Source organism: Pararhodobacter sp. (genome assembly GCF_034676545.1).
Taxonomy (GTDB): Bacteria; Pseudomonadota; Alphaproteobacteria; order Rhodobacterales; family Rhodobacteraceae; genus Pararhodobacter.
The window spans coordinates 120,177-146,122 of the sequence record NZ_JAUCBZ010000015.1 but is presented as its reverse complement, the minus strand read 5'-3'; the positions used below and the strand labels follow the sequence as shown (position 1 = coordinate 146,122).

Genomic DNA, 25,946 nt, shown 5'->3' with positions numbered 1-25,946 from the left:
CCCTACGGGCGTTGATGTGTAGGGTGCGTGCTTGCACGCACCGTGCCTGGTGTTACACGCGGTTCATGTCGTATTCGCCGCGCACGCCGGTGCCGTAGCGCTGCAACGCGCCATCGGGCCCGGTGGCGTTGGGGCGGATGAAGATCCAGTTTTGCCACGCGGTCAGGCGGCCAAAAATCCGGGTTTCCATGGTTTCAGGGCCGGCAAAGCGCAGATTGGCCTCCATGCCGGTCATCGCATCCGGCGAGAAGCTGGCGCGCTCTTCCATGAAGATGCGAATCTCATCCTCCCAGTCGATGTCATCGAAGATATAGGTGACAAGCCCGGCCTCGTTTGCCGCCTCGGCATCCAGCGGTTCGCCGATTTTGCCCTTCAACACGTCAACTGCCTCTGGTTCCCCCAGAAACCGGGTTTCAAGCCGGGTCAGGGCGTTGCCCATCGGGAATTCGCCAAAATTCGTCGCGCTCAGCGTGATGGTTGCCAGCGGCCGGTTGTCGCCTTCGAACTCGTCTTCCATCATATAGGTCCGGTCCACCGACCACAGCAATTCCGCCAGGACGCCCGCAAAACATGATCCATGTTCGACCAGCGCAATCATGCTGCGCGAGGTGACGTCGATCCGCTTGAGCAGGCGCTTCCAGTAGGCCAGAATCTCGTTCGCCAGCCAGTCTGCCTTGTTCTCCAGCAGAAACGCCTCATGTGCCAGCAGCGCCTCGGGGTCGCCCTGCGTGCGGAACACCAGCAGACCCACCTCCATCTCATTGAGGCGCAGTTGCAGGATCGCGTCGTCCAATTCCCGTGCGAGACGCAGCATATAGCCTTGGTCGCCCTGCGTGTGCAGCGCATCCAGCGAGGCGGGCACGTCGCCGTCAGGGCCAGACAGGGTGATCGTCGCGCGGCGCGCCTTGCGGTCGATCTCGACCTCGACCAACGAATACTGCATTGACCCGTCGTCGTTGATCGTGCGCTTGAGTGGCGTCAGGCTGATCCCCTTGCCGGTGGCTTTGTTGGACGCAGCGGCGAATTCCTTGGCGCGCTCCACCACCGTGGCGTCGAATTTCGAGTTTGCGATCACCTCGTCGACCAAGCGCCACTGCACCGCGCGCTTGCCTTTGACGCCCTCTTCGAGCGAGCAGAACACATCCGCCAGGTCGCGGCGCATCTTGCGCTTGTCGGTGACGCGGGTCAGGCCGCCGGTGCCGGGCAGAACCGCCAGCAACGGCACTTCGGGCAGCGAGACCGCCGAGGAGCTGTCGTCGGTCAGCATGATGTGATTGCACGCCAGCGCCAGTTCATAGCCGCCGCCCGCGCATGCGCCCTTGACGGCCGCGATGTATTTCTGGCCGCTGTCAGCCTCGGCGGCTTCAAAGGTATTGCGGGTCTCGTTGGTGAATTTGCAGAAATTCACCTTGTGCGCATGGCTCGCACCGCCCAGCATGCGAATATTGGCACCCGCGCAGAACACTTTTTCCTTGCCCGACTGCATCACCACGACTTTGACCTCGGGGTGCTCGAATCGCATCCGCTGCACGATGTCCGCAAGCTCGATATCAACGCCCAGGTCATAGGAGTTCAGCTTGAGCTGGTAGCCGTCGAACAGGCCCGCGTCCTCGTTGACGTCCATGAACAGGTTGGCGACGTCGCCGTCATACTCTACCCGCCAGTGCTTGTAGCGAGAAGGGTCTGTCTGGAATTCGATTCTTTTGGTCACGGGACACCCCTTTGAGTATGGAAAGCAACGATGCAGCTAGTTGCACAATAGTGCAAATCATGCGTTGCGTAAATATCTAATTTTGATGTACGGCGCCATAAAGTGCTGAAATTCGATGGCTGGCTTGGTGGATATTGCATTATATTGCACTATTGCCGTGCGATGGCCTGCCGCAAAGACGCAATATAATCCCGGTCTTTCCCCATCAGCAGACCGTCATGCGCCCGAAACGCCTCTGCAAGTTCGTGATCAGCCAACCCCAGGATGCGACGAAAAGCAATCGTTTTGCCCATGCGATGCTTCAGGGCGGCGTTCGCCAATTGGATCAAGCCTTGCAGCAAATGTCGCTCGCGGCTGGCGGGCGGCAGGCGCATCCAGACCGGCTCCCATATTTCATGGGCTTCCCAGTAATACCCGGCTTCCAAGGCCTCGAACCCGGCGGCGAAAGCGATACCTGATGCCAGATCCGCGACCGAAGCCGCCGCCGGAATCGAGGCCTTGAGCGGCGCAAACACGGCGTCATCCGGGCGCGGCGTACGGCCCGGCACATGCGGCGCGGTGGTCAGGGTGACAAGTCCGGCGGCTAGCTCCATGCCGGATGGGCGGCGGACTCGGGTTCGGCCGCCTCGATTCGCCGCAAGCGTGTGGTGAATTCGGCAATCGCCGCCACCACGCGCTCGGGCTGATCAAAATGCGGCGAATGGCGGCAGTCGTCGAGCAATTCCACCTCAACCGGCGCATAGGACTCGTCGGCGATGGCATCAACCTGCGCGCGGGTGCCGTATTGATCTTGCAGCCCCTGAATGACCAGCGCTGGCACGCGAATATAGCCGATGACATCGGCGACGTTCCACGCTGTGAACTCCGGGTTCAACCACGCGTCATTCCAGCCGCGAAATGTCGCCACCGGGTCGCGGTGATATTTCCCCATCCGCGCGGCCATATCGCCCGCGTCAAACGCCGCGCGGGCCTTTTCGATTTCGGCAAGGCCCATCGGTTCGGTGAAGAAATGCGGTGCCATCAGGATCACCCCCCGAACCCGCGCATCCGAGACACGCCCGGCATATTCCGCCGCAATGGTCGCGCCGTCGCTGTGGCCCAGAAGTAGGAAATGCTCGGCCCCGATCGCGTCCAGGATCACCGGCAATACGTTGACCGCCTCGTGGGTCATATAGTCAATCGGCCGGGGCAGGGTGGCCGGGCCGGACTGACCATACCCCGCGCGGGAATAGGCAAAAACCGGGCAACCCGTTGCCGTGGCGATTTGCGCGGGCGTCTCGCGCCACAGGGCGACGCAGCCCAACCCCTCATGCAGCATGACGATGACAGGCTTGGAGCCGTCAAGCTCACCCCAGCGCGCCCATTCCAGGTGCACGCCGTCGGCCTCGATCTGGCCGCTGTGTTTGGTCCAATCCAGGCTCATTTCACATCTCGCAATTTGTAGCGCTGGATTTTCCCCGTCGCGGTTTTCGGCAGTTCCTCGACCGTTGACACCCAGCGCGGGTATTTCCACATGCCGATCTTGGACTTGATGTGCTCCTTCAGGGCCTCGGTATCAACGCTTGCGCCCTCTTTCAGCACAACGAAGGCGGCGGGTTTGATGAGGTCCTGATCATCGGCGCGGGCGACAACGGCGGCCTCCAGAATGCCGGGAAAAGCGATCAAGGCTTGCTCCACCTCGAATGGTGAGACCCAGATGCCCGAGACCTTGAACATGTCATCCGTGCGCCCGCAATAGACATAGCGCCCGTCCTTGGTGCGCTCATACTTGTCGCCGGTCCGTGTCCAATGGCCCTGGAACGTCGAGAGTGATTTGTCACGGCGGTTCCAGTATCCATCGGCGCTGGACGGCCCGCGCACCAGCAATTCGCCCACCTCGTCCGGGGCGACATCTTCGTCGTGCTCGTCCACAAGGCGCACCTCATAGCCCGGCACCGCGACGCCCGATGTGCCATATTGAATATCGCCGGGGCGGTTGGACAGGAAGATGTGCAGCATTTCCGTAGAGCCAACCCCATCGACGATTTCCGCACCCCACAGGGCCTCCCACCGCAGGCCGATGTCACGCGGCAGGGCCTCGCCCGCCGACGCACAAAGCCGGATGCAATGCTCGGGCTTGGTGGCCTTTTTCTCTTGCTCGGCCACAAGCGCGGCATAGAGGGTCGGCACCCCACAAAAGATCGTCGGTTTTTCCTGCGCCATGATCTGCAACACCGCGTCTGGCGTCGGTCGCCCGCCAAACAGCACCGTTGTCGCCCCGACCGCCATCGGAAAGGACATGGCGTTGCCCAACCCATAGGCAAAGAACATCTTGGCCACGGAATAGATGGTATCCTCCGGGCAGATTCCCATGACCTGTGCGCCGAAGGTATCCGCGGTGGATTTGAGGCTGGAATGAATATGGCGCACGCCCTTGGGCACCCCGGTCGAGCCCGAGGAATACAGCCAGAACGCCAGTTCATCGTCTTGTGCATCGACGGTTTCCACGGCGTCGGCACCCCGCATGTAATCGTCAAAGCTGTCGGTGCCTTCGGGGGAGTCGCCGATCACCACAACCCTGCGCAGGAACCGGTTGCCTTCGATCGCCGGTTTCACCGTGTCCCAAAGCTGCGACGAGACGACCAGAATCGTGGCGCGGCTGTCATTCAGGATCGATTCGTAAACCGACGCGGAAAGCAGCGTGTTCAGAGGCACCGGAATTGCGCCCGCTTTGATCGCGCCCCAAAAGGCCACCGGAAACTCCAGCTGATCGCGCACGATCAGCGCGATGCGTTCCTCGCGGCGCACACCGTGCCGATACAGCGCCCCCGCGAATCGCGCGCTTTGTTCGGCCAGTTCCGCATAGGTCAGACTGCGTTTGTCGCCGTCGGCCTCGCGAAACGCGGTTTTGGCCCCACGTCCTTCGGCAATGTGGCGGTCCACGAAATACAGTGCTGCGTTTTGGTTCATCCCGGTCTCCCTCCCGTTGCGGTTCCGGCCGCTCTCCCCCGGCCGTTTGCAGCGAGGCTGCATCCGCATGTGCTATATAATGCAACAAATCGGTGTCGGCGCAAGAAATTACTTCGCTTGATGCAATTTTATGCATGATGCGAAGACCGCTTCGCTTTGGGGTTGTCGATACACAGGGGCACGCCCATGATTGCGCCGCTCGACCCCATGTCAGCTTGCCCGAGGGATCACCATGACCGACGCCCCCAATTTCCTGCGGTCGCTGTTTGATCGCGCGGTTGCGGTTGCGGACCCGATGCGCGCGCTGGCGCAGCACCTGCCGCCAAAACCGTCGGGTCGGGTGGTGGTGATCGGCGCGGGCAAGGCCAGCGCGCGGATGGCCGAAGCCGTCGAGCAGGTCTGGGGCCCTTGCGAGGGGCTGGTGATCACGCGTTATGGCTATGCGCGCCCGTGCCAGGGAATCGAGATCGTCGAAGCGGCGCATCCGGTGCCCGACGCCGCGGGCTTTGCCGCCACCGCGCGGATGCTGGCCTTGTTGAACGGATTGTCCGAGCGCGATTTTGTCCTCGCGCTGATCTCAGGCGGGGCGTCGGCCTTGTTGGTCGCGCCGGTCGAGGGCGTGACCCTGGCCGAAAAACAAGCGGTGAACGCGGCGCTTCTGGCCTCGGGCGCGCCGATCGACCGCATGAACGCAGTGCGCAAACACCTGAGCCGGGTCAAGGGAGGGCAACTGGCGGCGGCGGCCTATCCCGCGCGGATACTGACGTTGATGATTTCTGACGTGCCGGGCGATGATCCGGCCGATATCGGCTCTGGCCCGACAGTGGGCGACGCGGCGACCGTGGCCGACGCGCGTGCGGTGCTGGAGCGTTGGAAAATCGACGTGCCCGCCCGTGTTCCCGCCGCCTTGCAGCGCCCGACCGGCGTTATCGCGCCCGGTGATCCGCGCCTGTCCCGGGTTGAAAACCGGATCATCGCGGCACCCTCGCAATCGCTCGATGCGGCGGCTCTGCTGGCGCAAGAGGCGGGCGTCACACCGCAAATCCTCGGCGATGCGCTGGAGGGCGAAGCGCGTGATCTGGCCAAGTCCCACGCGGAACGCGCCCTGACGGCCCGCGCGGCAATGAAGCCCGGCGATCCACCGATTGTCTTGTTGTCCGGCGGCGAAGTCACCGTGACGCGGCGCGGCAATGGGATTGGCGGGCCGAATGCCGAATACTGCCTGGCCTTGGCCCTGGCCCTGAACGGCGCGCCCGGCATTCATGCGCTGGCCTGCGATACCGACGGCGTCGACGGCGCGGCCGAGGTGGCGGGCGCGGTGATCTCCCCCGAAACCCTGGCCCAGGCGCGCGCCAAAGGGATTGATCCGGCGCAGGCCCTGGCGATCAACGACGCGCATCGGTTCTTTGCGCAAATCGACGGCCAGATCATCACCGGGCCAACCCTGACCAATGTGAACGACTTTCGCGCCATTCTGATCACCGCCTGAACACATGAAAATGGGCGAGCCCTGCGGCCCGCCCGTTTGTGAAAAAGGAGTTTTGCTTACCAGCCGAAAAGCACGGTCAGACCCGACTGACCACCGGTTTGCTGAACATGGCCCGAGGTGTTCTGGCCGAACTGGAACAGACCGTAGGCATTGTTGCCACCCGTCTGGCTGATCGACCCGTCATGGCCGCGGCCCTCTTGGTGAATGATCGCCCGGTTGTTCGGGCCGCCCTGATAAATGCCAGCCGCGTTATTGACACCGTGCTGCGTGACATGACCGTTGGTCTCGATGTCCTGATGCAGGGCAAACAGCGCCAGACCGACGCGCAGGGCCTGTGCCTCTTGGGCATTGCGGGGGGCGACGTTGATCGCGACCTGACCGCCGGACCCGGCAACAGCAGGCGCCATGGGCAAAGCGATGGCAGAGGCGAAAGCGGCGGCGAGAGCGAGGGTTTTCATGGCTAAATTCCTTGGCAGAGGGTTGAGTTTGAAAAACGACGGATCGTGAAAGACGATTTTGTGAAGGGTGGCGGCGGCAAGGGGTTTGCCCTGCCGCGACCGGGCTCAGAGGTTGGTCTGATCGCAGCTCAGGCGGCGACCGTTGACGCGGACCTCCAGATCAACGCTGTGGCTGGCGGGGGAGCCCATCAGACGGGTTTCGCTGAGCGTGGCGGTTTCGCCGGGGGCGGCCTCGAAATCACCGGATTGGCGAATGGTCGAGGTGCCGCCGGAACTCCGGCTGGTGATCGCCATGGCATAGGTGCCCGTGACGGCGGTTCGAGAGGACACGCGCCCTTCGATCATGGTGCCGCCGCTCAGCGCTTCAAGCGAGATTTCGCAGCGCACCGGGGCATCGGCATCGGTGTTCGAGGTCTGGGCGTTGCTGGCCGGAATGCCGCAAGCGGCGGCCGTGAATCCGGCCAGGGTCAAGCCCACGATCAGGGCGGGGGTGCGGCGGGAAGAAAGAGCTCGCATGATAATCTCCTGGGGTGGGTGGGTCTGAAAAGGCGGGTCACGGGGCAGGGAGGGGGGGAGGCCCCGTGACCCATCGCGGGATCAGTTTTGAACGATGGCGACGGTGTTGTTCGAGCCGTTCTGCGACACGCTGGACGAGTTGTTCCAGCCGTTCTGCACAATCGCGGCGGCGTTGCGGCGACCATTCTGACGAACCGTGGCATCGTGGTGAGAGCCAAACTGCGCCACGCCAACGCTGTTGCGGCGACCCTGCTGGTCGGTGTCCACCATGTTGTGGCTGCCGACCTGGCCAACGGCGGCTTCATTGCGGCGTCCGTCCTGGGTGTTGATCGAGATGTTGGCGTGACCGTCCTGAATGACCGTCAGACGCTGACGAAAGCCCGACTGACCGCCACCGATCTGGTTGTTTGCACCGTATTGCTCGATCCAGATCTGGCTTCCACCAGCCAAGGCCGGGGCAGCGGTTGCGGTGATCATCAGGACGATCGAGGCGGCTTTAAAGGTTTTTGCGAGGAACATGGGTCTCTCCGTATGTGTTGTGGCGTGAGCGCCGTTTGAAAGGGGTCGTCTTGGTGTGTCGGGGGGCGCTTACCGTGGTGTGTCTGTCTGTGTTGTGGCGATTGCGCTTCCGATGAGTTCAATCTGCCCAACATCGCCCAGTCAGACAAAAACACCGCCTTGCAGTGCGATAACCGGGGCTTGGTTATGCGATAACAAGCGGGGATTTGCGGCGTTAATACCTTGAAAAACAGCGATGAATTGTCTTTTCGCCAACTTTCGGCGCGCCGCCGGTTCCGGGCGGTGTCGCACAGGTTTTGTTTGGTCTGGCAAACCAAACCGGGCGTGAATCAGGCCCAAAGCCCGCTCTGGCCGCGTTGGTTATCGAATTGCAGGGCTATGAGGCGGCAAAGTCAGGCGAGACGCGTCTGAAAACCCGCCGTTGCCCGGATAGCGGCAGATGAGTCGCCGACCGAATCAGGAGTTCGTGTCAGGATTGGACCCGATTCCCGCCACTCAACGACTCGGAATCCATCGAGTCCCACATCGACGGTTCGGCTGTATCGCCGTCGTCAGCGGGAAATCTGGTAAGGGTTCGGGAAAAGATCAGCCTTGGCGTGGGGCGCGGTGCAGCAGATAGATGTCCATGATCCAGCCGTGCTGTGCACGAAGGGCCGCACGCCGATCCAGGATGGTTTGCGCGACCTCGGCCAAAGGCCCCGAGATCAGCGATTCTTGCGGCATTCCAACATAGGCACCCCACCAGATATGAAGCCCCGATGGATCAAGCGTGCTGAACGCGCCGCCCGCATCCAGCATGACCGCCACCGCATCTGCATCCACAGGCCAGCCGTTTTCGCGCAAGCGCCGCCCGGTGGTGATCAGGACGGGCGCGCCCAGCGTGTTCAGCGGGATGGCGTGCGCGGCGGTCAGCACCGACAGGCTGGTCACGCCGGGCACCACGCGCGTTGTGACCGCCATCCCGCCAAGAGCCAGCCGCTCGGTGATGCGCAGCGTCGAATCATAGAGCGACGGATCGCCCCAGACCAGCAACACAACGCGCCCGCCGCCCGGCAGATGGGTCTGGATTTCGCGCAGCCATGTGCCCGCGATCGCGTCATGCCAGTCATTCACGCCATCGAGATACTCGGCGCGCCCATCTCGAACCGGCAGGTCGAATTCGACGACCCGCGACAGGTCTGGTAGATGTGCGGCGCAAATCTCGCGCCGCAGGTCGATCAACTCGGCCTTGTCCTCGCCTTTGCGGGGTAGCAGGACCAAGTCAGCCGCTTGCATCGCCTTGATCGCGGCAAGCGTCACATGATCCGGGTTGCCCGTGCCGATCCCGATAAGGCCGATGTCGATCATTGTGCCGCTCAGGATGCGAGGCTGCGCGACCAGTGCCGCCCGGCCACTGCCCCCATGAACACCCAGACCAGCAGCCCGACGCCCAGAACGCGGGCCGAGAATGCCGCGCCGACCTCAGCGGGGGCATAGCTGAAGTATTCGTCCAGATGCGGCGCGCCAATGACATGCGGCGCGGCCAACACCGCGGCCCCAACCAGCGCCAGCACCAGCGATTGCCCATAGGCAATCATGGCGATGCCCAACCCGGTGGCAAATACCGTACCCCACCACCACACCTGTCTTGCGCTCAAATCAGCGGCGACCGTGCCCGGCAGTTCCGGCGGCAGACCCATCGCGGGGGCCAGTTGGAACGCGGCGAACCCGGCAAGCCCCCAAAGCGCGCCTTGCGTCGTGCCAATGGTGACGCCGAATTGCGAGGCGAGGCCAAATGCGGCGAACAACAGCATGGCATAGGCCGCATAAAGAACCACCGTGAACGCCACCGTCAACGCGTCGCGCGACAGATCGCTTTCGGCGCTGGGGGCGGTGCGGCTGTGATCATGGGCGCCAGCCTCGGCCACGGGGGCCGTGGCGCCAGGCGCTTCATGGGCATGGGTTTCGGCGGGGGTGGTTTGAAAATGCACCACGTCGCCAAATTCATACCGCTCGCCCAGCAGGATATAATTCTGCACAAAGGCGAAATGGAGAAAGGCTGCCAGCACGCCAGCAGCTCCACCGGCGATCAACGCGCCGGTCATCAATTTCTGAAACATGTGTGTTAGCGACCCTCGCCGATCAGTGGCAGGGGAAGCCGGTTGCGTGGCGCGCATCGTGAGCCGCGTCATGCAGCGTCGTGGATTGCGCGTGGCCTGCAAAGAACATCACCGCCAGACCGATCACGGCCATCGCCAGAACCGGTGCCAGCATCGACTGGGTGTTTGCGGTATTCATCGTCTTCATGTCGTCTCTCCTTGCCGTCCCACCGACGGCGTATGTTGTCGTCCCGATGTCAGGCCGGTCTCCTGGCTCGCGGGTCGTTGCGGGTTGCCACCTTCCCATCCGTCGCCGGACAGTGGCACTTTGGCAACCAACTCACCGCTTACAGTCGCGGGGGCGGCTGAGGTTTCGGCGCGTGCCTTACCTCATTCCCGTTTCAGCCCCAAAGCGGGGGCACCTGACAAGATTACCCTCGCAGGAACGCCGAACAGGGTCAAGGCTGATAGCGGCATCGACGGGGCGGATTGCGACGCGGGCCTGTCGCGTCCGGGTTTAGCCGGGAATGCGGGCGATGGCCTTGAACCTGAGTCCACCCAACGGCCGCGCATCGGCGAACCGCCCATCGGGCGAGGCGGCATAGGCGGCACAAAACGTCAGCAAATCCGGCAGATCGGCGTCGGTCAGGTCGCCAAACAGATAAGCGGTTTTTCCGGTCTCGCGAAACGCCACCGTCGAGGGGCGCGTGCAGCCGGACATGCAGTCAACGGTTTGCACCCGCGCCGTCAGGCCCGCGTCACCCAGCGCCTTTTCCAGCACTGCGGCGAACCCTGCGCGACCAAGCTGGCAACTGTGGCAGATGGTGACGATCATGCCCCCTCCGCCAACGGACCATACAGGATCAACGCGGGCGCGCGGCTGTCTTGCGCGCCAAGGGCTTGCGCCAAACCGGCCACGGTGGTTCGGGTCAGTCGTTGATCCGGGTGGCTGACGTTTTCCGCCAGCAACGCGGGCGTGTCGGCGGGCAGGCCTGCGCCGATGATCAGCGCCGCGAAGCTGGCAAATGTGCGTTTGGGCATGAACACCACGGTTGTTGCGTGCCGGTCGGCCAGCGCGGGCAGGTTCATATCCTCGGGCAACCCGCCGGTCACGTCATGGCCGGTGACAAATTGCACGCGCCGCGCCTCTAGCCGCCGGGTCAGAGGGATGCCCGCCGCCGCCGCCGCCGCCGCCGCCGAGGTCACGCCGGGGATGATCTCGAAGGCGATGCCCGCCGCGCGCAGGGCGGTGACCTCTTCTTCCAGCCGTCCAAAAACGCCCGGATCGCCCGATTTCAGCCGCACCACCCGCGCGCCGGTCATCGCGTAATCGACCAGCAACCGGCTGACGTGGTCCTGCTTGGGCGAGGGGCGGCCCGCGCGTTTGCCCACCGCCACCAGATCGGCCCCGCTGCGCGCATGGTCCAGAATTGGCCCGGCTGACAGGTCATCGAACAACACTGCATCCGCCGTTTTCAGCCGGTTGACGGCCTTGACCGTCAGCAACTCCGGGTCGCCGGGGCCAGAGCCGACAAAAGAGACAAACCCGCTCATAGATCCTCGGCAATCATGTGAAAGAACGTCCCCGTGACGTTGCCGCGCCACGATCCGGTTTCGACGACCGCTGCGCCCTCGGCATCCGTGACCCGCGCCAAGGGGGCGTCGGGTTGGTCCAGAATCGTCGAATAGTGGAACTCGTGCCCGCGCAACGCCGCCCCGGCGCCGTAACCCGGCATCGCCGCCACCAATTCCGCCCGCCGATACCCAAGATGCATCTTGCGTTTCTCATAGCTGGTCACCAGACCCAGCAGCCCCGCCATCTGGTGCCGCACACCCTCTTTGTCGATCAGCGCCTCACCCAGCGCCATATACCCGCCGCATTCGCCGTGGATGGGTTTGGATGCGGCGTGGCGGCGCAAGCCCGCGCGGAAATTCGCCGCAGCGGCCAGTTTTCCGGCGTGCAATTCGGGGTATCCGCCCGGTAGCCAGACCAGATCGGCGCTGGCATCGGGCGCTTCATCGGCCAGCGGTGAAAACGGCAGGATCTCTGCCCCCGCCCGCCGCCAACCCGCCACCTGATGCGGATAGACAAAGGAAAACGCGGCATCCTGCGCCAAGGCAATGCGCTGCGCCGGGGGGTTTGGCAAAGCGCCGTGCTGCGGCAAGGCCACACCCCGCGCGGCGGCCTTGATCGCAGCCAGGTCGACGTTTTCGCGCAAGAAAGTCGCGTAATCGGCGATGGCTTTGTCCAGATCGGGGTGCTCGACGGCCTGCACCAAACCCAGATGACGTTCCGGCAGTTTCAAGTCGCCGCGCCGGGGCAAAGACCCCAGAACCGTGATCCCCGCCGCCTCCATGCCCAGCCGGGTCAGGCGTTCATGCCGGGGGCTGGCGACACGGTTCAGGATCACACCGGCAAACGGCAAATCGGGCATATAGCGCGCAAAGCCCAGCGCCGTGGCCGCCGCCGATTGCGCCTGCCCCGAGACATCAACCACCAGCACCACCGGCCAGCCCATGCGCCGTGCGGTTTCCGCACTGCTGCCGTGGCCCAAGGCCCCGGCAAAAGCCACCCCGTCATACAGCCCCATCGACCCCTCGGCGACGCAAATATCCGCGCCCTCGGCCTGCGCGGCGATACTGTCCAGCAGAGCCGGACCCATCGCCCAGCTATCCAGATTGAACGACGCCCGCCCGCAGGCCGCACGATGAAACGCCGGGTCGATGTAATCCGGCCCGCTCTTGAACGGCTGCACGTCCAGACCATCCTCGGACAGCGCGCGCAACAGGCCCAGCATCACCGTGGTCTTGCCAGTGCCGCTGGCGGGGGCGGATATCATCAGGCCGGGAATGGTCTGTGGCATGCTCATTCCTTGCTCTCCGCATAGACCGAATCCGCCGATTGTGGGCGGAACCTTCGGTCGTATTCCGTGGCATAGAGGCAGCTTTCCTCGAACCCCTCAGCGCCCAGCGCCCGCCCGACAAGGATCAACGCCGTGCGTTCCATGCTGCCGTCGATCAGCGCCTCGATGCTGGCCAGCGTCCCGCGCACAATGCGCTGTTCGGGCCATGACGCGCGCCAAACCACCGCCACGGGGCACTCCGCGCCGTAAGCCGGGGTCAGATCGGCCACGGTCCGCGCCAGATTGTGGATCGACAGATGAATCGCCAGCGTTGCCCCCGTCGCCGCGAAATTCGCCAGCGTTTCGCCCTCGGGCATGGCACTTGCGCGGCCCGGCGTGCGGGTCAGCACCACCGATTGCGCGAGGCCCGGCAAGGTCAGCTCGGTCCCCAAGGCCGCCGCCGCCGCGGCAAAAGACGGAACCCCCGGCGTCACGGTATAGGGGATTCCCAGCGCGCGAAGCCTGCGCAATTGCTCACCCATTGCCGACCACACCGACAGATCGCCCGAGTGCAACCGCACCACATCGTGCCCCGTGGCATGGGCCGCGCTGATCTCTTCCATGATCTGATCCAGCGACAAAGGCGCGGTGTTCACGATCCGCGCCCCCGCGGGGCAATGGCCCAGGATCGCCTCGGGCACCAGCGACCCGGCATAAAGGCACACCGGACAGGACGCGATGATATCGCGCCCGCGCAGGGTCAGAAGATCGGGAGCGCCGGGGCCGGCACCGACGAAATGAACGGTCATTCTTGTGCTCCTTGCGCGATGGCACAGGTGGCCAGATGGTCGCCTGAGGTGACTCGGGTGCCGCGCAGATACCCGCCCGCGCCCACGGCGGCAAGCGCGCAAGCCTCGGCGACGCTGCCGATGCCGCGCGCGCTCAGGCTGCGGGGGGATTGCGTCGGCGTGTCGGGCAGGGGGCCGTCAACCGCAATGACCGGCACGCCCAATTCTGCGGCCAAGGGTTTCAGCGCTTCGGATTTATCCGCCAGAGTGGCCAGCGCATCCACGCAAACCCCGGTGATCGCCAAGGCATCGCGCAGCGACTCGGTGGTAGCACGCGTGGAAAACCCGAACCCCGCGACGATCACAGCGTGACGCTCCATTGCACCACCGGATAGGCCGATTTCCAGCCGCGCCGCGTGCCCAGAGCCTGCGCCTCGGCCAATTCGATGCGCAACAGACTGCCGCCCCTGTCCGCGTGCCATTGCGCCAGAACGGCCTCGGATTCCAGGGTCACGGCATGGGCCACCAAGCGCGTGCCTTTGGGGAGCATCGCGAACAACACCTCCAGCAAGCCCTGCGACAGCCCCCCGCCGATGAATACCGCATCGGGCAGAGGTTGCCCCGCCAGCCCCTCGGGCGCGCGGGCCTCGACGATCTGCAACCGCTCGACCCCCAGCCGTGCCGCATTCTCGCGCCCGCGCGCCGCCCGCACCGGGTCCGCCTCAAAGCCGATCGCCTGCGTGCTGGCCGCGCGCAACAACCATTCAACGCTGATCGACCCAGAGCCCGCGCCGATGTCCCACAACATTTCACCCGCATGCGGCGCCAAGGCCGACAGCGCCAACGCCCGCACCGGGCGCTTGGTGATCTGCCCGTCATGCGCGAACCAGTCATCCGCCAGCCCCGAGGCCCGGCCCATCACCGCCCCCGCGCCCTGAACCTCAAGCGCACAGGCAACCGGATGCTGCACATCGCCCAACGCATACTCCGCCGCCGTCACCCGCCGCACCCGTTCACGCGGGCCGCCCAAAGTCTCCAGCACAGTCAGCGCCGTCTCGCCGAACCCTTCGGCCACCAGATAGCCCGCCAGATCCGCCACCGCTGCCCCATCGCGCAGCGTCACAATCGCCCGAAACCCCGGTGCCAGATCCGCCGCAGCCGTGCCAAAGGGGCCGCGTGCAGGCCAAGGCACGCCACGCCTTCCAGCCCCCAGCCCAACCGCGCCGCCGCCAGCGAAAACACCGACGCCCCCGGATAGGCGACCCACTCGCCCGGCTCCAGATGCCGCGCCAGAACCGTGCCCGCCCCGAACCAGAACGGATCGCCACTGGCCAGCATCACCACCCGTCGCCCGCGCAGGGCCAGCAGGCGTGGCACGCCCTCGGCAAAGGGCACCGGCCACTCGACCCGCTCCGCCGTCAACCCCGGCAGCAGCGCCAGATGCCGCGCCGCGCCCATCACCACGTCCGCCGCGGCCAGCGCATCTTGGCTTGCAGGCGGCAGCCCATCCAGTCCATCTTCGCCCAGGCCAACAATCACCAGCCACGGTAACACGCGCGGAGCCTCACCCATGCCAAACATCCTTGTCCTTGGCGGCACCACCGAAGCCAGCGCCCTGTGCCGCGCTCTCGCCGAGGCAAACATTCCCGCGACCCTGTCCTACATGGGCCGCGTCGAGCGCCCCAAACCGCAGCCCATCCCGGTGCGCATCGGCGGCTTTGGCGGCGTGCCCGGCCTGATCCAATACCTGCGCGACCAGCAGATCACGCATCTGGTGGATGCCACACACCCGTTCGCCGCGCAAATGAGCACCAACGCCGTGGCCGCGACGCAGGAAACCGGCGTGCCGCTCATTGCCCTGACCCGCCCAAAATGGGAACCCGGACCCGGCGACAGGTGGCACCAAGTCCCCGACATGGCCGCCGCCGTGGCTGCCCTGTCCGGCCCGCCGCAAAACATCATGCTGGCGATTGGCCGGATGCACTTGGCGCAGTTCGCCGCGCAACCCCAGCACAACTACCTTCTGCGCCTCGTCGATGCCCCGACCGAGGTCCCGCCCTTGCCGCATCACACCGTGATCATCGATCGCGGCCCGTTCAGCGCCGAGGCCGACCGCGCCTTGATGCAGACCCACCAGATCGCCCTCGTGGTCAGCAAGAACGCCGGCGGCACCGGCTCTCTCTCGAAACTTCAGGCCGCGCGCGTCCTCGGCCTGCCGGTCCTGATGATCGAGCGCCCTCTCCTGCCGCCGCGCCAAGAGACCCACACTCTGGCCGATGTGCTGGCGTTTGTGACCGCGTGACACCCTGACATCATCTTGCCCAAAATACTCTGGGGGGTGAGCCGCGCAGCGGCGAGGGGGGCAACGCCCCCTTGCGACGCTCACACCGACCTCGGCGTATACAGGATCGGCCCGCGCGGTGTGTCGATGATCCGCGTCGTCGAGGATCCCACGATCACCATGGTCCGCATATCCGCCATCTCGGGCGTGGCCTCGGTCAGCGGCACGATCCGCAACGCCTGGTCCGGTGTCGAAACCGCCCGCGCAAACAGGACCGGCCGCGCATCGCCACACGCCTCGCGCAGCACCTCCAGCGCACGCGCAAAGCCTTCTGGCCGGGATTTCGAGCGCGGGTTGTAGAACGCCATCGCGAAATCGGCCTCTGCCGCCAAACGCAGGCGTTTCTCGATCAGCGCCCAGGGTTTCAGATTGTCGCTCAGATTGATGGTGCAAAAGTCATGGCCCAGTGGCGCACCCGCCGCTGCCGCCGCCGCCAGCATCGCCGTGATTCCCGGCAACACGCGGATTTCCAGCGCACGCCAATGCTCTGGCCCGGCCTCCAGCGCCTCGAACACCGCCGAAGCCATGGCAAACACCCCCGGATCGCCCGAGGACACCACAACCACCCGTTTCCCTGCCGCCGCCATCGCCAAGGCATGCCGTGAACGGTCGATCTCCACGCGGTTGTCGCTGGCGTGCAGCGTCAGGCCCTCACGCGGTGCCACTCGGGCGACATAGGGAATATACCCCACGATATCCGTGGCTTGCGCCAAGGCGCCGCGCACTTCAGGCGTCACCATCGCGTCGCTGCCCGGCCCCAGCCCGGCGATCACCACCCAGCCGGTCATGGTCTGCGCCCCTCTCCATGAAGAATCGCAATCGAGAAATACGGCGCGGTTTCAGCCTCAGCCAAAGGCATCACCCGCTGTTCCGGCATCGCCGCATATTCCACCAGCCACGCCGCCTCCATCCGCCCCGCCGCCGCAATCGCGCGTTTCAATTTGGGCAGGTTCTGGCCGATTTTCATCACCACCAGCGCGTCGGTCTCGGCGATCCGGCGGGTCAGTTCCGCCTCGCTCAAGGTGGCCGGGGCCACTGTCAACACGTCATCGCCCCAGGTGATCGGCGCGCCCGTCGCCGTCCAGGCCGCCGACATGCCGGTGATCGCTGGCACCACCTGCACCGGCACGTCATCCTTGAGCCGCGTGAACAAATGCATGAACGAGCCATAGAAAAACGGATCCCCTTCGCACAGCACCACAACATCCGCGCCGCCCTCGGCCAGCCCGCGCAGATGCGCGGCGCATTTGGCATAGAACCCGGCCAGAGCAACCGCATAGCGCGGATCTTCCAGCGGGATCTCGGTCGTTACCGGGTATTCCATCGGAAACTCCACGGCATCCGCGCGCAGCATTCCCTCGACAATCCGCCGCGCCTGACCCTGCCGCCCGCCCTTGCGGAAATACGCCACATGCCGCGCGCCGCGCACCAGACGATCCGCGCGCACGCTCATCAGATCCGCCGCCCCCGGCCCCAGACCCACGCCATGAACCGTGCCGCTCATTCCTTGCGGCTCGCGATGGCGTTGATTGCCGCGACGGTGATCGCGCTGCCGCCCAGACGGCCTTTGACGATCACGCTTGGCACCGGCTGCGCCTCCCAGAGCGCATCCTTGCTCTCCATTGCGCCGACAAAGCCCACCGGGCAACCAATGATCGCCGCCGGGCGCGGGCAATCGGGGTCCTCAAGCATATTCAGCAGGTGAAACAAAGCCGTCGGCGCATTGCCAATTGCCACCAGCGCCCCCGCCAGATGCGGCCGCCACAGCTCCAGCGCCGCCGCTGACCGCGTGTTGCCCATCTCCTTGGCCATAGCCGGAACCACCGGGTCGCGCAGGGTGCAGATCACCTCATTGTTCGCGGGCAGACGTGGCCGCGTGACGCCTTCGGACACCATATAGGCGTCGCACAGGATCGGCGCACCCGCCTCCAGAGCGCCGCGCGCGGCGGCCATGAAACCGGGCGAGAACTGCACGAACTCCTCCAGCCCGACCATGCCGGCGGCGTGGATCATGCGCACGGCGACCTGTTCCTCGTCGGCGTCAAAGCGCGCCAGATCAGCCTCGGCGCGGATCGTGGCGAAAGACTGGCGATAGATCGCGGCGCCGTCGGTTTCATAGGTATAAGGCATTCAGGCGGCTCCGAAATGGTCAAGGATTTGAGTCAGGGTCAGGCCCCGCAGCGCAGGTGTATCGCCCGCGCGGGCGGTAAAAGCGATGTCGAAACGTCCGGCGTTACCGATCACCACCGTCTCTGCGGCGGTCTTGCGCGCGCAGCCTTTTGCGCAGCCCGACACATGCAGACGGCCTTTTGCAACAGGCGCAAGACGTGCCGCCAAGGCGCGGGTTTCCACGCTGGCCTGCGGGCAAAAGGGCGCGCCGGGGCAGGCATCGGTGCGCATCAACGGGCTGTCTTGCGTCCAGATCAGGCCGTCGCGTGGTCCCGGTTCGCCGCCTTCGAGGATCAGCATCCGCCACGGAGTCACGCGCAGGGCCACGGCGTTGCTGTCGTGCAGGGTGTTCGCCAAATCCGTCGCCCGGATCTGGCCGAATGCGAGGCCATGCGCCGCCCCCAAGGCATGCGGTCCGACGTGCAGCGGCGTGCCGGGGTTGGCCGGGCGCTCTGTTCCTTGCGCCCAACCGGGCAGCGGAGCGTCGTGGCGCGCCATCCGCCCCGCCTCGACCCCGCGCGAGGCAACAAACCACGCCGCCAAGCCGATCAGCGCGTCGATCTCGGCCCCCGGTGCCAGCGGCATCCCAAGCTCTCGACCATCCGCCCGCAGGATCAGCCCGCCCCCGGTGCCACGTTCGATGCGAAAATCCGCCGAGATCTCGCCCAGAACCGGCCCCGCGCCCGCGTCAATCGCAAAGCCCATCTTGGGCGGCAGGGGCGGCAATTCGGCCAACCGCGCCAGCAGTTCCGTGGCGAGGCGGTGCGTGTCGTCGCCCAGCGCCCAATCCGGGGTGACCATGATATTGCGGCGGGTCTCGGTGTCGGCGTCCTCGTCCAGCAGATCAAGTGCCCCCAGATCACGCATCAACGCGGGCCAGGCCCCCTCTGCCACCCCCCGGATCTGGATATTCGCCCGGTTCGTCACGTCGATCAGGCCCGCGCCATGCCGCAAGGCCGCCGCGCACAGACCCATTGCTTGCCGGGCGGTCAACCGCCCCAACCGGGGGCGCACCCGCACCACATAGCCGTCGCCCGACATCATCGGACGATGCGCGCCGGGGCACCAGCCTTTGACCTCAAAGCTCATGGGTCAGGCTCGCCAGAATCGAGTTCCGCCGTGTCACCCAAAGCCCGGCGGCATGCAGCGCGGCAAAGCGGGCCTCCATCGCGGCAAGCGCCTGCGGGTTCTCGCGGCTCAGAAACTCGCGCACGTCCTCGCGGCCCAACGTGGCCTGATGATAGAGGTCGATCAGTTGCGGCGGCACAGCCGCGGCGAGATGGGCAAAGGCCCCCAGATGATCCAGCGTCGCGGCAATTTCCGCACCACCCCGGAACCCGTGGCGCATCATGCCGTCGATCCAGCGCGGATTGGCGGCACGGGCGCGCACGACACGGGCGATTTCCTCGGTCAGGGTGCGGGCGTGAGGGTTTTGGGGATCGCGCGCATCCAGATGATAGAGCGCCGCCTTGCCGCCGGTGATCGCTTGCGCTGCGGCGAACCCGGCCTCGTGCGTGGCATAGTCGGCGGCCAGCAGCAGATCGGTTTCGGGCAGGTCTTGCAGGTGGACAAAGGCATCCGCGTTCTGCATCCGCGCGGCCAGTCCTTGGGGGTCGCTGACATCCGTGTCCAGCGCGTGACTGCTGGCCTTGAGCCACGCTTCGCCCGCCAGCTTGCGGGCGTCCTCGGTATAGGTGTCGGGGGTGTCGTTCATGCCCATGCCGTATTGTCCGGGCGTCGGGCCATAGACGCGCGCAAGGTCTGATCGGCCGGCGTAGGGGTTCCAATCCGGGGCCTCGTCGCGGGCGGCCAGCGCCTGCACGGCGGTGCCGAACAGCGCGGCGAGGTCAGGGAACACATCGCGGAACAGGCCGGAGACGCGCAGGGTCACGTCCAGCCGGGGGCGGTTGAGTTCGGCAATCGGCAGGATTTCAACACCCGCGACCCGGCCCGAGCCGTCATCCCATCGGGGCCGCGCGCCGAGCAGATGCAGCGCCATGGCGAATTCCTCGCCCGCCGTGCGCATCGTGGCGCTGCCCCACAGATCGACGACCAGCCCGCGCGGGTAGTCGCCATGGTCCTGCAAATGGCGGCGCACGAGTTCTTCGGCCAACACGACGCCCTGGGCATAGGCGGCGCGGGTGGGGACGGCGCGGGGGTCGGTGGTGAACAGGTTGCGGCCCGTCGGCAGCACATCGCGGCGGCCCCGCCACGGCGAGCCGGACGGGCCGGGGGCGACCCAGTGGCCGGACAGGGCGGCGCGCAGGCCGGACAATTCGGCCGCCCCATGCTCGCCAGTGCCGAAGATATGCAAGCCGTCGCCGAACTGGCTTTCCTTGACGTCGCAGACAAAGCGGTCGATGCGGGTGATCGCCTCGGCCAGGGATGTCGCGGCGTTCAGACCCAGCTCGTCCTCGAGGCCCAGCGATTGCGCTTCCTCGCGGATGCCGGCCTGCAGGCGGTCGCGGCGGGCGGGGTCGAGGCCGTCGGCGTTCGAGAACTCATCGAGCAGGGTTTCCAGTCTTGCCATGCCCGCGCCGGTGTCGGCCACGGTCATCGGCGGCGGGACGTGGCCCAGCGTGACGGCTCCGATCCGGCGCTTGGCTTGCGCGGCCTCGCCGGGGTCGTTGACGATGAACGGGTAGATCACCGGCAACCCGCGGGTCAGGGCGGCGGGCCAGCAGTCGGGCGAGAGGGCGACGGATTTTCCGGGCAGCCATTCCAGCGTTCCATGCGCGCCGATATGAACCAGTGAATCGGCTTGCGAGGCGAGCCAGAGATAGAAGGCGACGTAAGCGGGCCGGGGGGCGCGGGAGAGGTCGTGATAGTCGTCGTCCCGGGTGCTGAAATTGCCCCGTTCGGGTTGCAGGGCGATCAGGATTTTTCCGGCGCGCAGCGCCTTGAAATGAAAGGCCCCGTCATGGAAATCGGGGTCTGTCCCGCAGTCTGTCCCGCAGTCTGTCCCGCAGTCTGTCCCACCGTGGGACAAAACAGAACGTAAGGATTCCGGGAGCTTGGCTTGCAGCGTTAGGTAATCATTAACCGGAAACGCGATGCTCGCATGTTCCAGATCACGCGGATCGACGCCCTCGACATCATAGCCCTGCGCCGCCAGATCGGCCAGAATCGCGCGGGCCGAGGCCAGAGCATCCAGCCCCACGGCATGCGCCATTTGCCATGTTTTTCCGGGGTAGGTGGACAACACCAATGCAGGCCGACGGACGGCCACCGGCGTTGTGGCCAGCCGCACCCAACCGAGAACCTGATCGACCAAAGCGGCGATTTGCGCGGGGTCGGCGCGGTGCTCAAGCCGGGTGAATTGCAGGTCAGGGTCGCGCGCGCCAGTGTCCTTGAAACTGACGACTCCGCCGAACAAGCGACCGTCCACCTCGGGCAGCACGACATGCATCGCAAGATCGGCGGGCGAGAGGCCGCGCTCGGCCTCGGCCCAGGATTTGCGGTCATTGGTGGCCAGCGCCACCTGAAACACCGGCACGCCGCCCGCGTCCAGTGGCGTGCCGCCCTCGCCCTGCGCGGAAAAAGCGGTGGCGTTGACCACGGCGACCGGGGCCAGCGCCTTGACCCAGCGGCGCAACCAGCCGCGTGCGTTGGGGGCCTTGAGGGACGGCGCGAACAGGCCGACCACGTCATAACCTGCCGCGTCAAACGCCTGCGATATGGCGTCTAGTGGCTGGGTATCGGCGGCGGTCAGATAGGCGCGGTAGAAGGTTAAAACGATGCGCGGGCGGGTGCCGAATGACAGCGCGGCGGGGCAGGTGATGCCCTGCGGGGTCCAGCCGCCAACCTCGGGCAAGGCGCGCACGCCGCGCACCGGGGCGGCATAAAGCCCCGCCGCCAGCGCCATTTGCTGCAGGGCGGCCTGGGCGGCCACCGCGCCGCCTTGGTCGCACAGATGCTGGAGGCGGCGCAGGGTGGAGACCGGCAAGGTTGAAAGGTCATCGAGGCGCGTATCGGGGCGGCCATCGGCGGGCAGAACGGCCAAGGCAATGCCGTGGCGCTGGGCGAGGGCCTGCACCTGTTGCAAGCCATACGACCAATAAGGCACGCCGCCGATCAGGCGAATCAGGATGCCCTTTGCGCCCGCCAGCGTGTTTTCAACGTAGGTATCAACCGAAAGCGGATGTTTCAGCGCCGCCAGATTGGCGAGGCGCAGGGTCGGCAGGGTGCCGGCGCTGCGTTTCCAGCCCGCCGCGAAAGCGCCCAGATCGGAATCGGAGAAGGACAGCACCACCAGATCGGCGGGCGTCTGCCCCAGATCGGTCGGCGTTGCCGTTTCCTCAAGCCCGTGGCTTTCGCGGAAGATGACATGCATGGCGCGGGTTCCCTGTTGGGGGTCAGACCCCCAAGGCGGCGTGGATCTTGGCGGCGTCGATACGGTCGTGCTCGGCGATCACCACGAGGCGGGTGACGCGTGGTTCGGCGGCGTTCCACGGGCGGTCAAACTGGTGCCGCACGCGGGCGCCGACGGCTTGCACAAGGGCGCGCATCGGTTTTCCCTTTACCGCAACGTAACCTTTGACGCGCAGGATATCGAGATCGCGCGCCATTTGCTCGATTTTGGCGGTCAAGGCGGCGAGGTCGTCGATTTCGGGCAGTTGCACGATGATCGTGTCGAAATCGTCGTGCTCGTGGTCGTCATGCCCGTCGTGGTGCGAGGGGCGCGCGGCAAGGTCGTCTTCGGCGGCGGCATTGAGGCCGAGGATCACGGCGGCGTCGATCACGCCCTCGGTGATCTCGACGACCGGAATCGGGCGCGGGGATTCGGCGGCGATCACCGCGCGGGCTTTGGCGATGCCCTCGGCTCCGGCGAGGTCGCATTTGGTGAGGAGGATGACATCGGCGCAGGAAATCTGATCTTCAAACACCTCTGACAGGGGCGTTTCGTGGTCGATGCTGTCATCGGCGGCACGCTGGGCCTCGACGGCGGCCAGATCGGGGGCGAAACGACCCGCGGCGACGGCCTCGGCATCGGCGAGCGCGATCACGCCGTCCACGGTGATGCGGCTGCGGATCGCGGGCCAATCGAACGCCTTGAGCAAGGGTTTCGGCAGCGCAAGGCCCGAGGTCTCGATCAGGATATGATCGGGCGGCGGTTGCATGGCCAGAAGCGCCTCGACGGTGGGCACAAAGTCATCGGCGACGGTGCAGCAAATGCAGCCATTGGCCAGCTCGACGATGTTTTCCGCCGGGCAATCGGGGATCGCGCAGGATTTCAGGATCTCGCCATCGACGCCCAAAGTGCCAAATTCATTGACCACCACGGCAAGCCGGCGGCCACCGGCGTTGCGGATCAGGTGGGAAATCAACGTGGTCTTGCCAGAGCCGAGAAAGCCGGTGATGACGGTGACGGGGGTTTTGTTGAGCGTGGTCATGGGGCCTCCAGCGGCGGAACAAGCGGTGGGATTCTGGCTATGCAATGTTTGCGGAAGTGTTCGGGGCGGTCGCGCCAGGGCACGAGGCCCTGTGGCGCGTCGCGAAATTTCTGTGCGCCCTCGGCAATGATCGGGGCCTGCGCGGGGTCGATGTCGCCGTAGACATAGGTCCAGCGGCCGGGGCCGCGCAGGGCGATGGTGCAGCCGCGTTTGCAGTTCGACAGGCACTCGGTTTCAATCAGGGTGACGCCCGCGGGCATCTGGCCTTGCAGCGCGTCGGCCAACACGCGGCCCGGGCGCGGCCGGTCGGGATCGGCCGGTGCATCGAGCAGGCGGCAGGTCACGCAGATCAGCAGTTCAAGTGTCTCGCTCATGCGCGTCCTCTGGCTTGGAACGGGGCAAGCGCGGGGCGGGCAAGGCCCAAACCCGTCACCAGAACACCCCGTCCGGTCGATCGTGTCTCGGCTGGCAGGTCTCCCGGCTTGCGGATTTCAAGGTCGCCCCCAAGGGGGTCCTCTGCGGTTGCCCGGCCTTCCCGACCCATCAGGTCAGTGGCGTTGGGCGACCTCTCCGGTCACGGTCGCGGGGGCGGCTGCGCTTTGGGGGTTGAAATTGTCCCCTGTCGCATTCCCTTTTCACCTGTCACATAACAGGCACCAGCCCCGAGGACATGCGCCGCGAGGGCGATTTAGTCAAGCAAGGAAGCGACCCGATGAGCACCGAGGACGACCGCCACAAAGCGAAGATGCAGAAAATCAAGGCCGCGCGCGACAAGATGATGGAGACGCGGCAGGGCGAAAAGGGGCTGGTGATCGTGCATACCGGGCCGGGGAAGGGGAAATCCAGTTCCGGATTCGGCATGATCCTGCGCTGCATCGCGCACGGGATGCCCTGTGCGGTGGTGCAATTCATCAAGGGCGCGTGGGACACCGGCGAGCGGCGCTTGCTGACCGAGAATTTCAGCGAGTTGTGCCAGTTCTATGCGATGGGCGAGGGGTTCACCTGGGAAACGCAGGACAAGGCGCGCGACATCGCGGCGGCGCGGGCGGGCTGGGGAAAGGCCAAAGAGCTGATCCGCGACGAGAGCATCCGCATGGTGCTGCTCGACGAGATCAACATCGCGCTGCGCTATGAGTATCTGGATATCGACGAGGTCGTGGCCTTCCTGCGCGACGAGAAACCGCCGATGACGCATGTGGTGCTGACCGGGCGGAACGCCAAGGAACCGCTGATCGAACTGGCCGATCTGGTGACCGAGATGGCAGTGGTGAAACATCCGTTCCGGGCGGGGATCAAAGCACAGGCGGGGGTGGAGTTTTAGGGGGGAGATGTTGGGAACGAAAAGCGATTGAGAACCTCGTCGTGAACTTTGCGGGGAATCCATGACGTCCCCTCTCGATCCCCCCAGCGGTCAAACAGCTTTGCAATTTGCCCGTCGTCTTCAGGGCGAGCGCCGTTTGAGAGAATAAATTCCCACAACAAAGATACTAGCATCGCTTCATGCTTGTATTTTTCACGCTCGTCTTGATTGGTCATTTCCGGTTCAATTCCATAAAACTCCAATATGTCGTCGAGGCGGTATGACCCGTCGAGAACCTTTCTGGTTAAATCAGGGCGTAAATGTTTGAATATAAGCATGGAGATAGTAATGAACTGCCATCCAAACAGCTTATTTTCAAAATCAGACACGCTCATCAGTGCCAAACCGCTCAATAGGCCGTTCATATCGCGCATGGTGAAAGAGTTTGCAGTCGCCACTAGCGCCATTTGCTGATCAAGTAATTCGAGTGACTTGTTTGGCAATCCCATTTTTCGGCCGGTTTTTTGCAAATAAACTAGGGCCAGAGGCTTTGGGCGATGACCTTCTTCAAGGGTGGGAAGTGTCATCGGTAACGATATGAAGCGCCGCAAGTACCGTTCTGCATCAAAGCTAGCACCATATCGAGCGCGCACGCTGTGTTCCAAGGCATCAAGGTTAACGCCCAGGACAAAATGGATATTTGGAATAGAAAAGAAGTGCTTGATCGTCTCTAGCAGCGATAGCGCATAATCGGGGCGGCAGCGATCAAGCTCATCAATAACAACGACAAGCGGCTTTGCTTGCGCCCCTTCCCCTTCCGTTGGGTGCGTCAAGGAAATAAGTGACTCGCGCAACTGTTGCATTGCCGCGCGTTTCCCATCTTCTTTGCGCCAGAAATCATCAGCCGCTCTTTCGAGTTCTTCGCTACCGGCCTTGAGGGCCGCATCCACCATAGGGGCCGCGACCTCTGAAATGCCCGAGGTTGCAACAGCCAAACCAACACGACCAAGTGGCTTTGCGAGTTTTGCAACCGCACCCCTGACCTTCTTCCACGCGAGTTTATTATCTGTTGGTGCAATCCGTTCACCAATAGCGCCAGTCATCGCAACAAGTGGATCGTCCAAGAAGTCGTGTGCGAAAGCGTCAAAGTAGACCGTGGTCGCCGTTCCCTTGTTTTCAAAAGTGTGAGAGCCTACCCAACGCTTAAGGAAATATGTTTTGCCGGAGCCCCATTGACCATCAAGTGCAATTACAAGCGGATCCTCAATGCGCTCGACAAGATCAGAAAGTGCTTTGCTGGTTGCGATCCTATTGAACGGATCATCTTCGCCGAAGAAGGTCTCGTAGAGCTTCACTTCTGGGTCCGGGGGATAGAGGCGCATGTCATGTTCC

26 protein-coding genes, 1 pseudogene and 2 riboswitches are annotated in these 25,946 nt (G+C 64.8%); of the genes and pseudogenes, 3 read left to right on the top strand and 24 right to left on the bottom strand.

The features are described from left to right. Positions 1-52: 52 nt before the first annotated feature. The 4 genes from boxC to VDQ28_RS04035 all read right to left on the bottom strand — a co-directional run bounded on the left by boxC (position 53) and on the right by VDQ28_RS04035 (position 4,660). A complete protein-coding gene (gene boxC / locus VDQ28_RS04050; protein WP_323034715.1) occupies positions 53-1,711 on the bottom strand; it encodes a 2,3-epoxybenzoyl-CoA dihydrolase in 1,659 nt (552 codons plus the stop codon). 149 nt (positions 1,712-1,860) lie between these two features. Further along, positions 1,861-2,304 (bottom strand): DUF309 domain-containing protein, encoded by a 444-nt coding sequence (locus tag VDQ28_RS04045; protein ID WP_323034714.1) that lies wholly within the window; start codon positions 2,302-2,304, stop codon positions 1,861-1,863. Further along, positions 2,295-3,134 (bottom strand): alpha/beta hydrolase, encoded by an 840-nt coding sequence (locus VDQ28_RS04040; protein WP_323034713.1) that lies wholly within the window; start codon positions 3,132-3,134, stop codon positions 2,295-2,297. The genes VDQ28_RS04045 and VDQ28_RS04040 overlap by 10 nt, the downstream gene beginning before the upstream one ends. Further along, entirely contained in the window at positions 3,131-4,660 is a 1,530-nt protein-coding gene (locus tag VDQ28_RS04035; protein WP_323034712.1) for a benzoate-CoA ligase family protein, read from the bottom strand. Before VDQ28_RS04035 ends, VDQ28_RS04040 begins: the two co-directional genes overlap by 4 nt. Positions 4,661-4,892: 232 nt before the next feature. On the opposite strand from VDQ28_RS04035, the gene VDQ28_RS04030 reads away from it, so the two are divergent. Further along, positions 4,893-6,149, top strand: a complete 1,257-nt coding sequence (locus tag VDQ28_RS04030; protein WP_323034711.1) for a glycerate kinase — start codon at positions 4,893-4,895, stop codon at positions 6,147-6,149. Between the two features lie 56 nt (positions 6,150-6,205). On the opposite strand, the gene VDQ28_RS04025 is transcribed toward VDQ28_RS04030, so the two are convergent. The 12 genes and pseudogenes from VDQ28_RS04025 to cbiE all read right to left on the bottom strand — a co-directional run bounded on the left by VDQ28_RS04025 (position 6,206) and on the right by cbiE (position 14,923). Next, a complete protein-coding gene (locus VDQ28_RS04025) occupies positions 6,206-6,607 on the bottom strand; it encodes a hypothetical protein (protein WP_323034710.1) in 402 nt (133 codons plus the stop codon). Positions 6,608-6,712: 105 nt separating this feature from the next. Beyond that, the gene (csgH, locus tag VDQ28_RS04020; RefSeq protein ID WP_323034709.1) at positions 6,713-7,123 is read right to left on the bottom strand and encodes a curli-like amyloid fiber formation chaperone CsgH; all 411 of its coding nucleotides are present in this window, start codon (positions 7,121-7,123) and stop codon (positions 6,713-6,715) included. An 81-nt stretch (positions 7,124-7,204) separates the two neighbouring features. Beyond that, positions 7,205-7,642: a hypothetical protein gene (locus VDQ28_RS04015; RefSeq protein WP_323034708.1), complete on the bottom strand. Its 438-nt coding sequence runs from the start codon at positions 7,640-7,642 to the stop codon at positions 7,205-7,207. 585 nt (positions 7,643-8,227) lie between these two features. Further along, positions 8,228-8,989, bottom strand: coding sequence for a precorrin-6A synthase (deacetylating) (gene cobF / locus VDQ28_RS04010; RefSeq protein ID WP_323034707.1), 762 nt, complete (start codon positions 8,987-8,989; stop codon positions 8,228-8,230). 8 nt (positions 8,990-8,997) lie between these two features. Next, positions 8,998-9,741 carry a CbtA family protein gene (locus VDQ28_RS04005; protein ID WP_323034706.1) on the bottom strand — a complete coding sequence of 248 codons (744 nt, stop codon included), beginning with the start codon at positions 9,739-9,741 and terminating at the stop codon, positions 8,998-9,000. Positions 9,742-9,763: 22 nt separating this feature from the next. Beyond that, entirely contained in the window at positions 9,764-9,928 is a 165-nt protein-coding gene (locus VDQ28_RS04000; RefSeq protein WP_416349351.1) for a CbtB domain-containing protein, read from the bottom strand. Positions 9,929-9,962: 34 nt separating this feature from the next. Further along, positions 9,963-10,161: riboswitch (cobalamin riboswitch) on the bottom strand. A gap of 76 nt (positions 10,162-10,237) precedes the next feature. Next, positions 10,238-10,555, bottom strand: a complete 318-nt coding sequence (locus VDQ28_RS03995) for a DUF1636 domain-containing protein (RefSeq protein ID WP_323034705.1) — start codon at positions 10,553-10,555, stop codon at positions 10,238-10,240. Continuing rightward, a complete protein-coding gene (cobA, locus tag VDQ28_RS03990) occupies positions 10,552-11,274 on the bottom strand; it encodes a uroporphyrinogen-III C-methyltransferase (protein WP_323034704.1) in 723 nt (240 codons plus the stop codon). The genes VDQ28_RS03995 and cobA overlap by 4 nt, the downstream gene beginning before the upstream one ends. After that, the gene (locus tag VDQ28_RS03985; protein ID WP_416349350.1) at positions 11,271-12,590 is read right to left on the bottom strand and encodes a cobyrinate a,c-diamide synthase; all 1,320 of its coding nucleotides are present in this window, start codon (positions 12,588-12,590) and stop codon (positions 11,271-11,273) included. Before VDQ28_RS03985 ends, cobA begins: the two co-directional genes overlap by 4 nt. Continuing rightward, entirely contained in the window at positions 12,587-13,372 is a 786-nt protein-coding gene (cobM, locus tag VDQ28_RS03980; RefSeq protein WP_323034703.1) for a precorrin-4 C(11)-methyltransferase, read from the bottom strand. Before cobM ends, VDQ28_RS03985 begins: the two co-directional genes overlap by 4 nt. Next, entirely contained in the window at positions 13,369-13,731 is a 363-nt protein-coding gene (locus VDQ28_RS03975) for a cobalamin biosynthesis protein (protein WP_323034702.1), read from the bottom strand. The genes cobM and VDQ28_RS03975 overlap by 4 nt, the downstream gene beginning before the upstream one ends. Continuing rightward, positions 13,713-14,923, bottom strand: a pseudogene (cbiE, locus tag VDQ28_RS03970) (precorrin-6y C5,15-methyltransferase (decarboxylating) subunit CbiE). The gene VDQ28_RS03975 and the pseudogene cbiE overlap by 19 nt, the downstream one beginning before the upstream one ends. On the opposite strand from cbiE, the gene VDQ28_RS03965 reads away from it, so the two are divergent. Continuing rightward, complete coding sequence (locus tag VDQ28_RS03965; protein ID WP_323034701.1) at positions 14,922-15,653, top strand: cobalt-precorrin-6A reductase; 732 nt, start codon at positions 14,922-14,924, stop codon at positions 15,651-15,653. The pseudogene cbiE and the gene VDQ28_RS03965 sit on opposite strands and share 2 nt — an antisense overlap. Before the next feature lie 80 nt (positions 15,654-15,733). Here the strand turns inward: VDQ28_RS03965 and cobJ are convergent, their stop codons facing one another. From cobJ to VDQ28_RS03930, 7 genes are read right to left on the bottom strand one after another with little or no spacing between them, the layout of a single operon-like run. After that, on the bottom strand, positions 15,734-16,480 hold the full coding sequence (gene cobJ, locus VDQ28_RS03960; RefSeq protein ID WP_323034700.1) for a precorrin-3B C(17)-methyltransferase: 747 nt from the start codon (positions 16,478-16,480) through the stop codon (positions 15,734-15,736). Further along, positions 16,477-17,196 carry a precorrin-2 C(20)-methyltransferase gene (gene cobI / locus VDQ28_RS03955; RefSeq protein WP_323034699.1) on the bottom strand — a complete coding sequence of 240 codons (720 nt, stop codon included), beginning with the start codon at positions 17,194-17,196 and terminating at the stop codon, positions 16,477-16,479. The genes cobJ and cobI overlap by 4 nt, the downstream gene beginning before the upstream one ends. Further along, positions 17,193-17,822: a precorrin-8X methylmutase gene (locus VDQ28_RS03950; protein WP_323034698.1), complete on the bottom strand. Its 630-nt coding sequence runs from the start codon at positions 17,820-17,822 to the stop codon at positions 17,193-17,195. The genes cobI and VDQ28_RS03950 overlap by 4 nt, the downstream gene beginning before the upstream one ends. After that, entirely contained in the window at positions 17,823-18,950 is a 1,128-nt protein-coding gene (locus VDQ28_RS03945) for a cobalamin biosynthesis protein CobG (protein WP_323034697.1), read from the bottom strand. After that, positions 18,940-22,194, bottom strand: coding sequence for a cobaltochelatase subunit CobN (gene cobN, locus VDQ28_RS03940; RefSeq protein WP_323034696.1), 3,255 nt, complete (start codon positions 22,192-22,194; stop codon positions 18,940-18,942). Before cobN ends, VDQ28_RS03945 begins: the two co-directional genes overlap by 11 nt. Before the next feature lie 22 nt (positions 22,195-22,216). Further along, entirely contained in the window at positions 22,217-23,254 is a 1,038-nt protein-coding gene (gene cobW / locus VDQ28_RS03935) for a cobalamin biosynthesis protein CobW (RefSeq protein WP_323034695.1), read from the bottom strand. Beyond that, a complete protein-coding gene (locus tag VDQ28_RS03930; RefSeq protein WP_323034694.1) occupies positions 23,251-23,628 on the bottom strand; it encodes a DUF1636 domain-containing protein in 378 nt (125 codons plus the stop codon). The genes cobW and VDQ28_RS03930 overlap by 4 nt, the downstream gene beginning before the upstream one ends. Positions 23,629-23,703: 75 nt before the next feature. Then, a riboswitch (cobalamin riboswitch) is annotated at positions 23,704-23,930 on the bottom strand. 36 nt (positions 23,931-23,966) lie between these two features. Between VDQ28_RS03930 and cobO the strand changes: the two genes are divergently transcribed. Beyond that, a complete protein-coding gene (gene cobO / locus VDQ28_RS03925) occupies positions 23,967-24,575 on the top strand; it encodes a cob(I)yrinic acid a,c-diamide adenosyltransferase (protein WP_323034693.1) in 609 nt (202 codons plus the stop codon). Here cobO and VDQ28_RS03920 read toward each other — a convergent pair. Beyond that, on the bottom strand, positions 24,572-25,936 hold the full coding sequence (locus tag VDQ28_RS03920; protein WP_323034692.1) for a KAP family P-loop NTPase fold protein: 1,365 nt from the start codon (positions 25,934-25,936) through the stop codon (positions 24,572-24,574). The genes cobO and VDQ28_RS03920 overlap by 4 nt on opposite strands. Positions 25,937-25,946 lie beyond the last annotated feature (10 nt).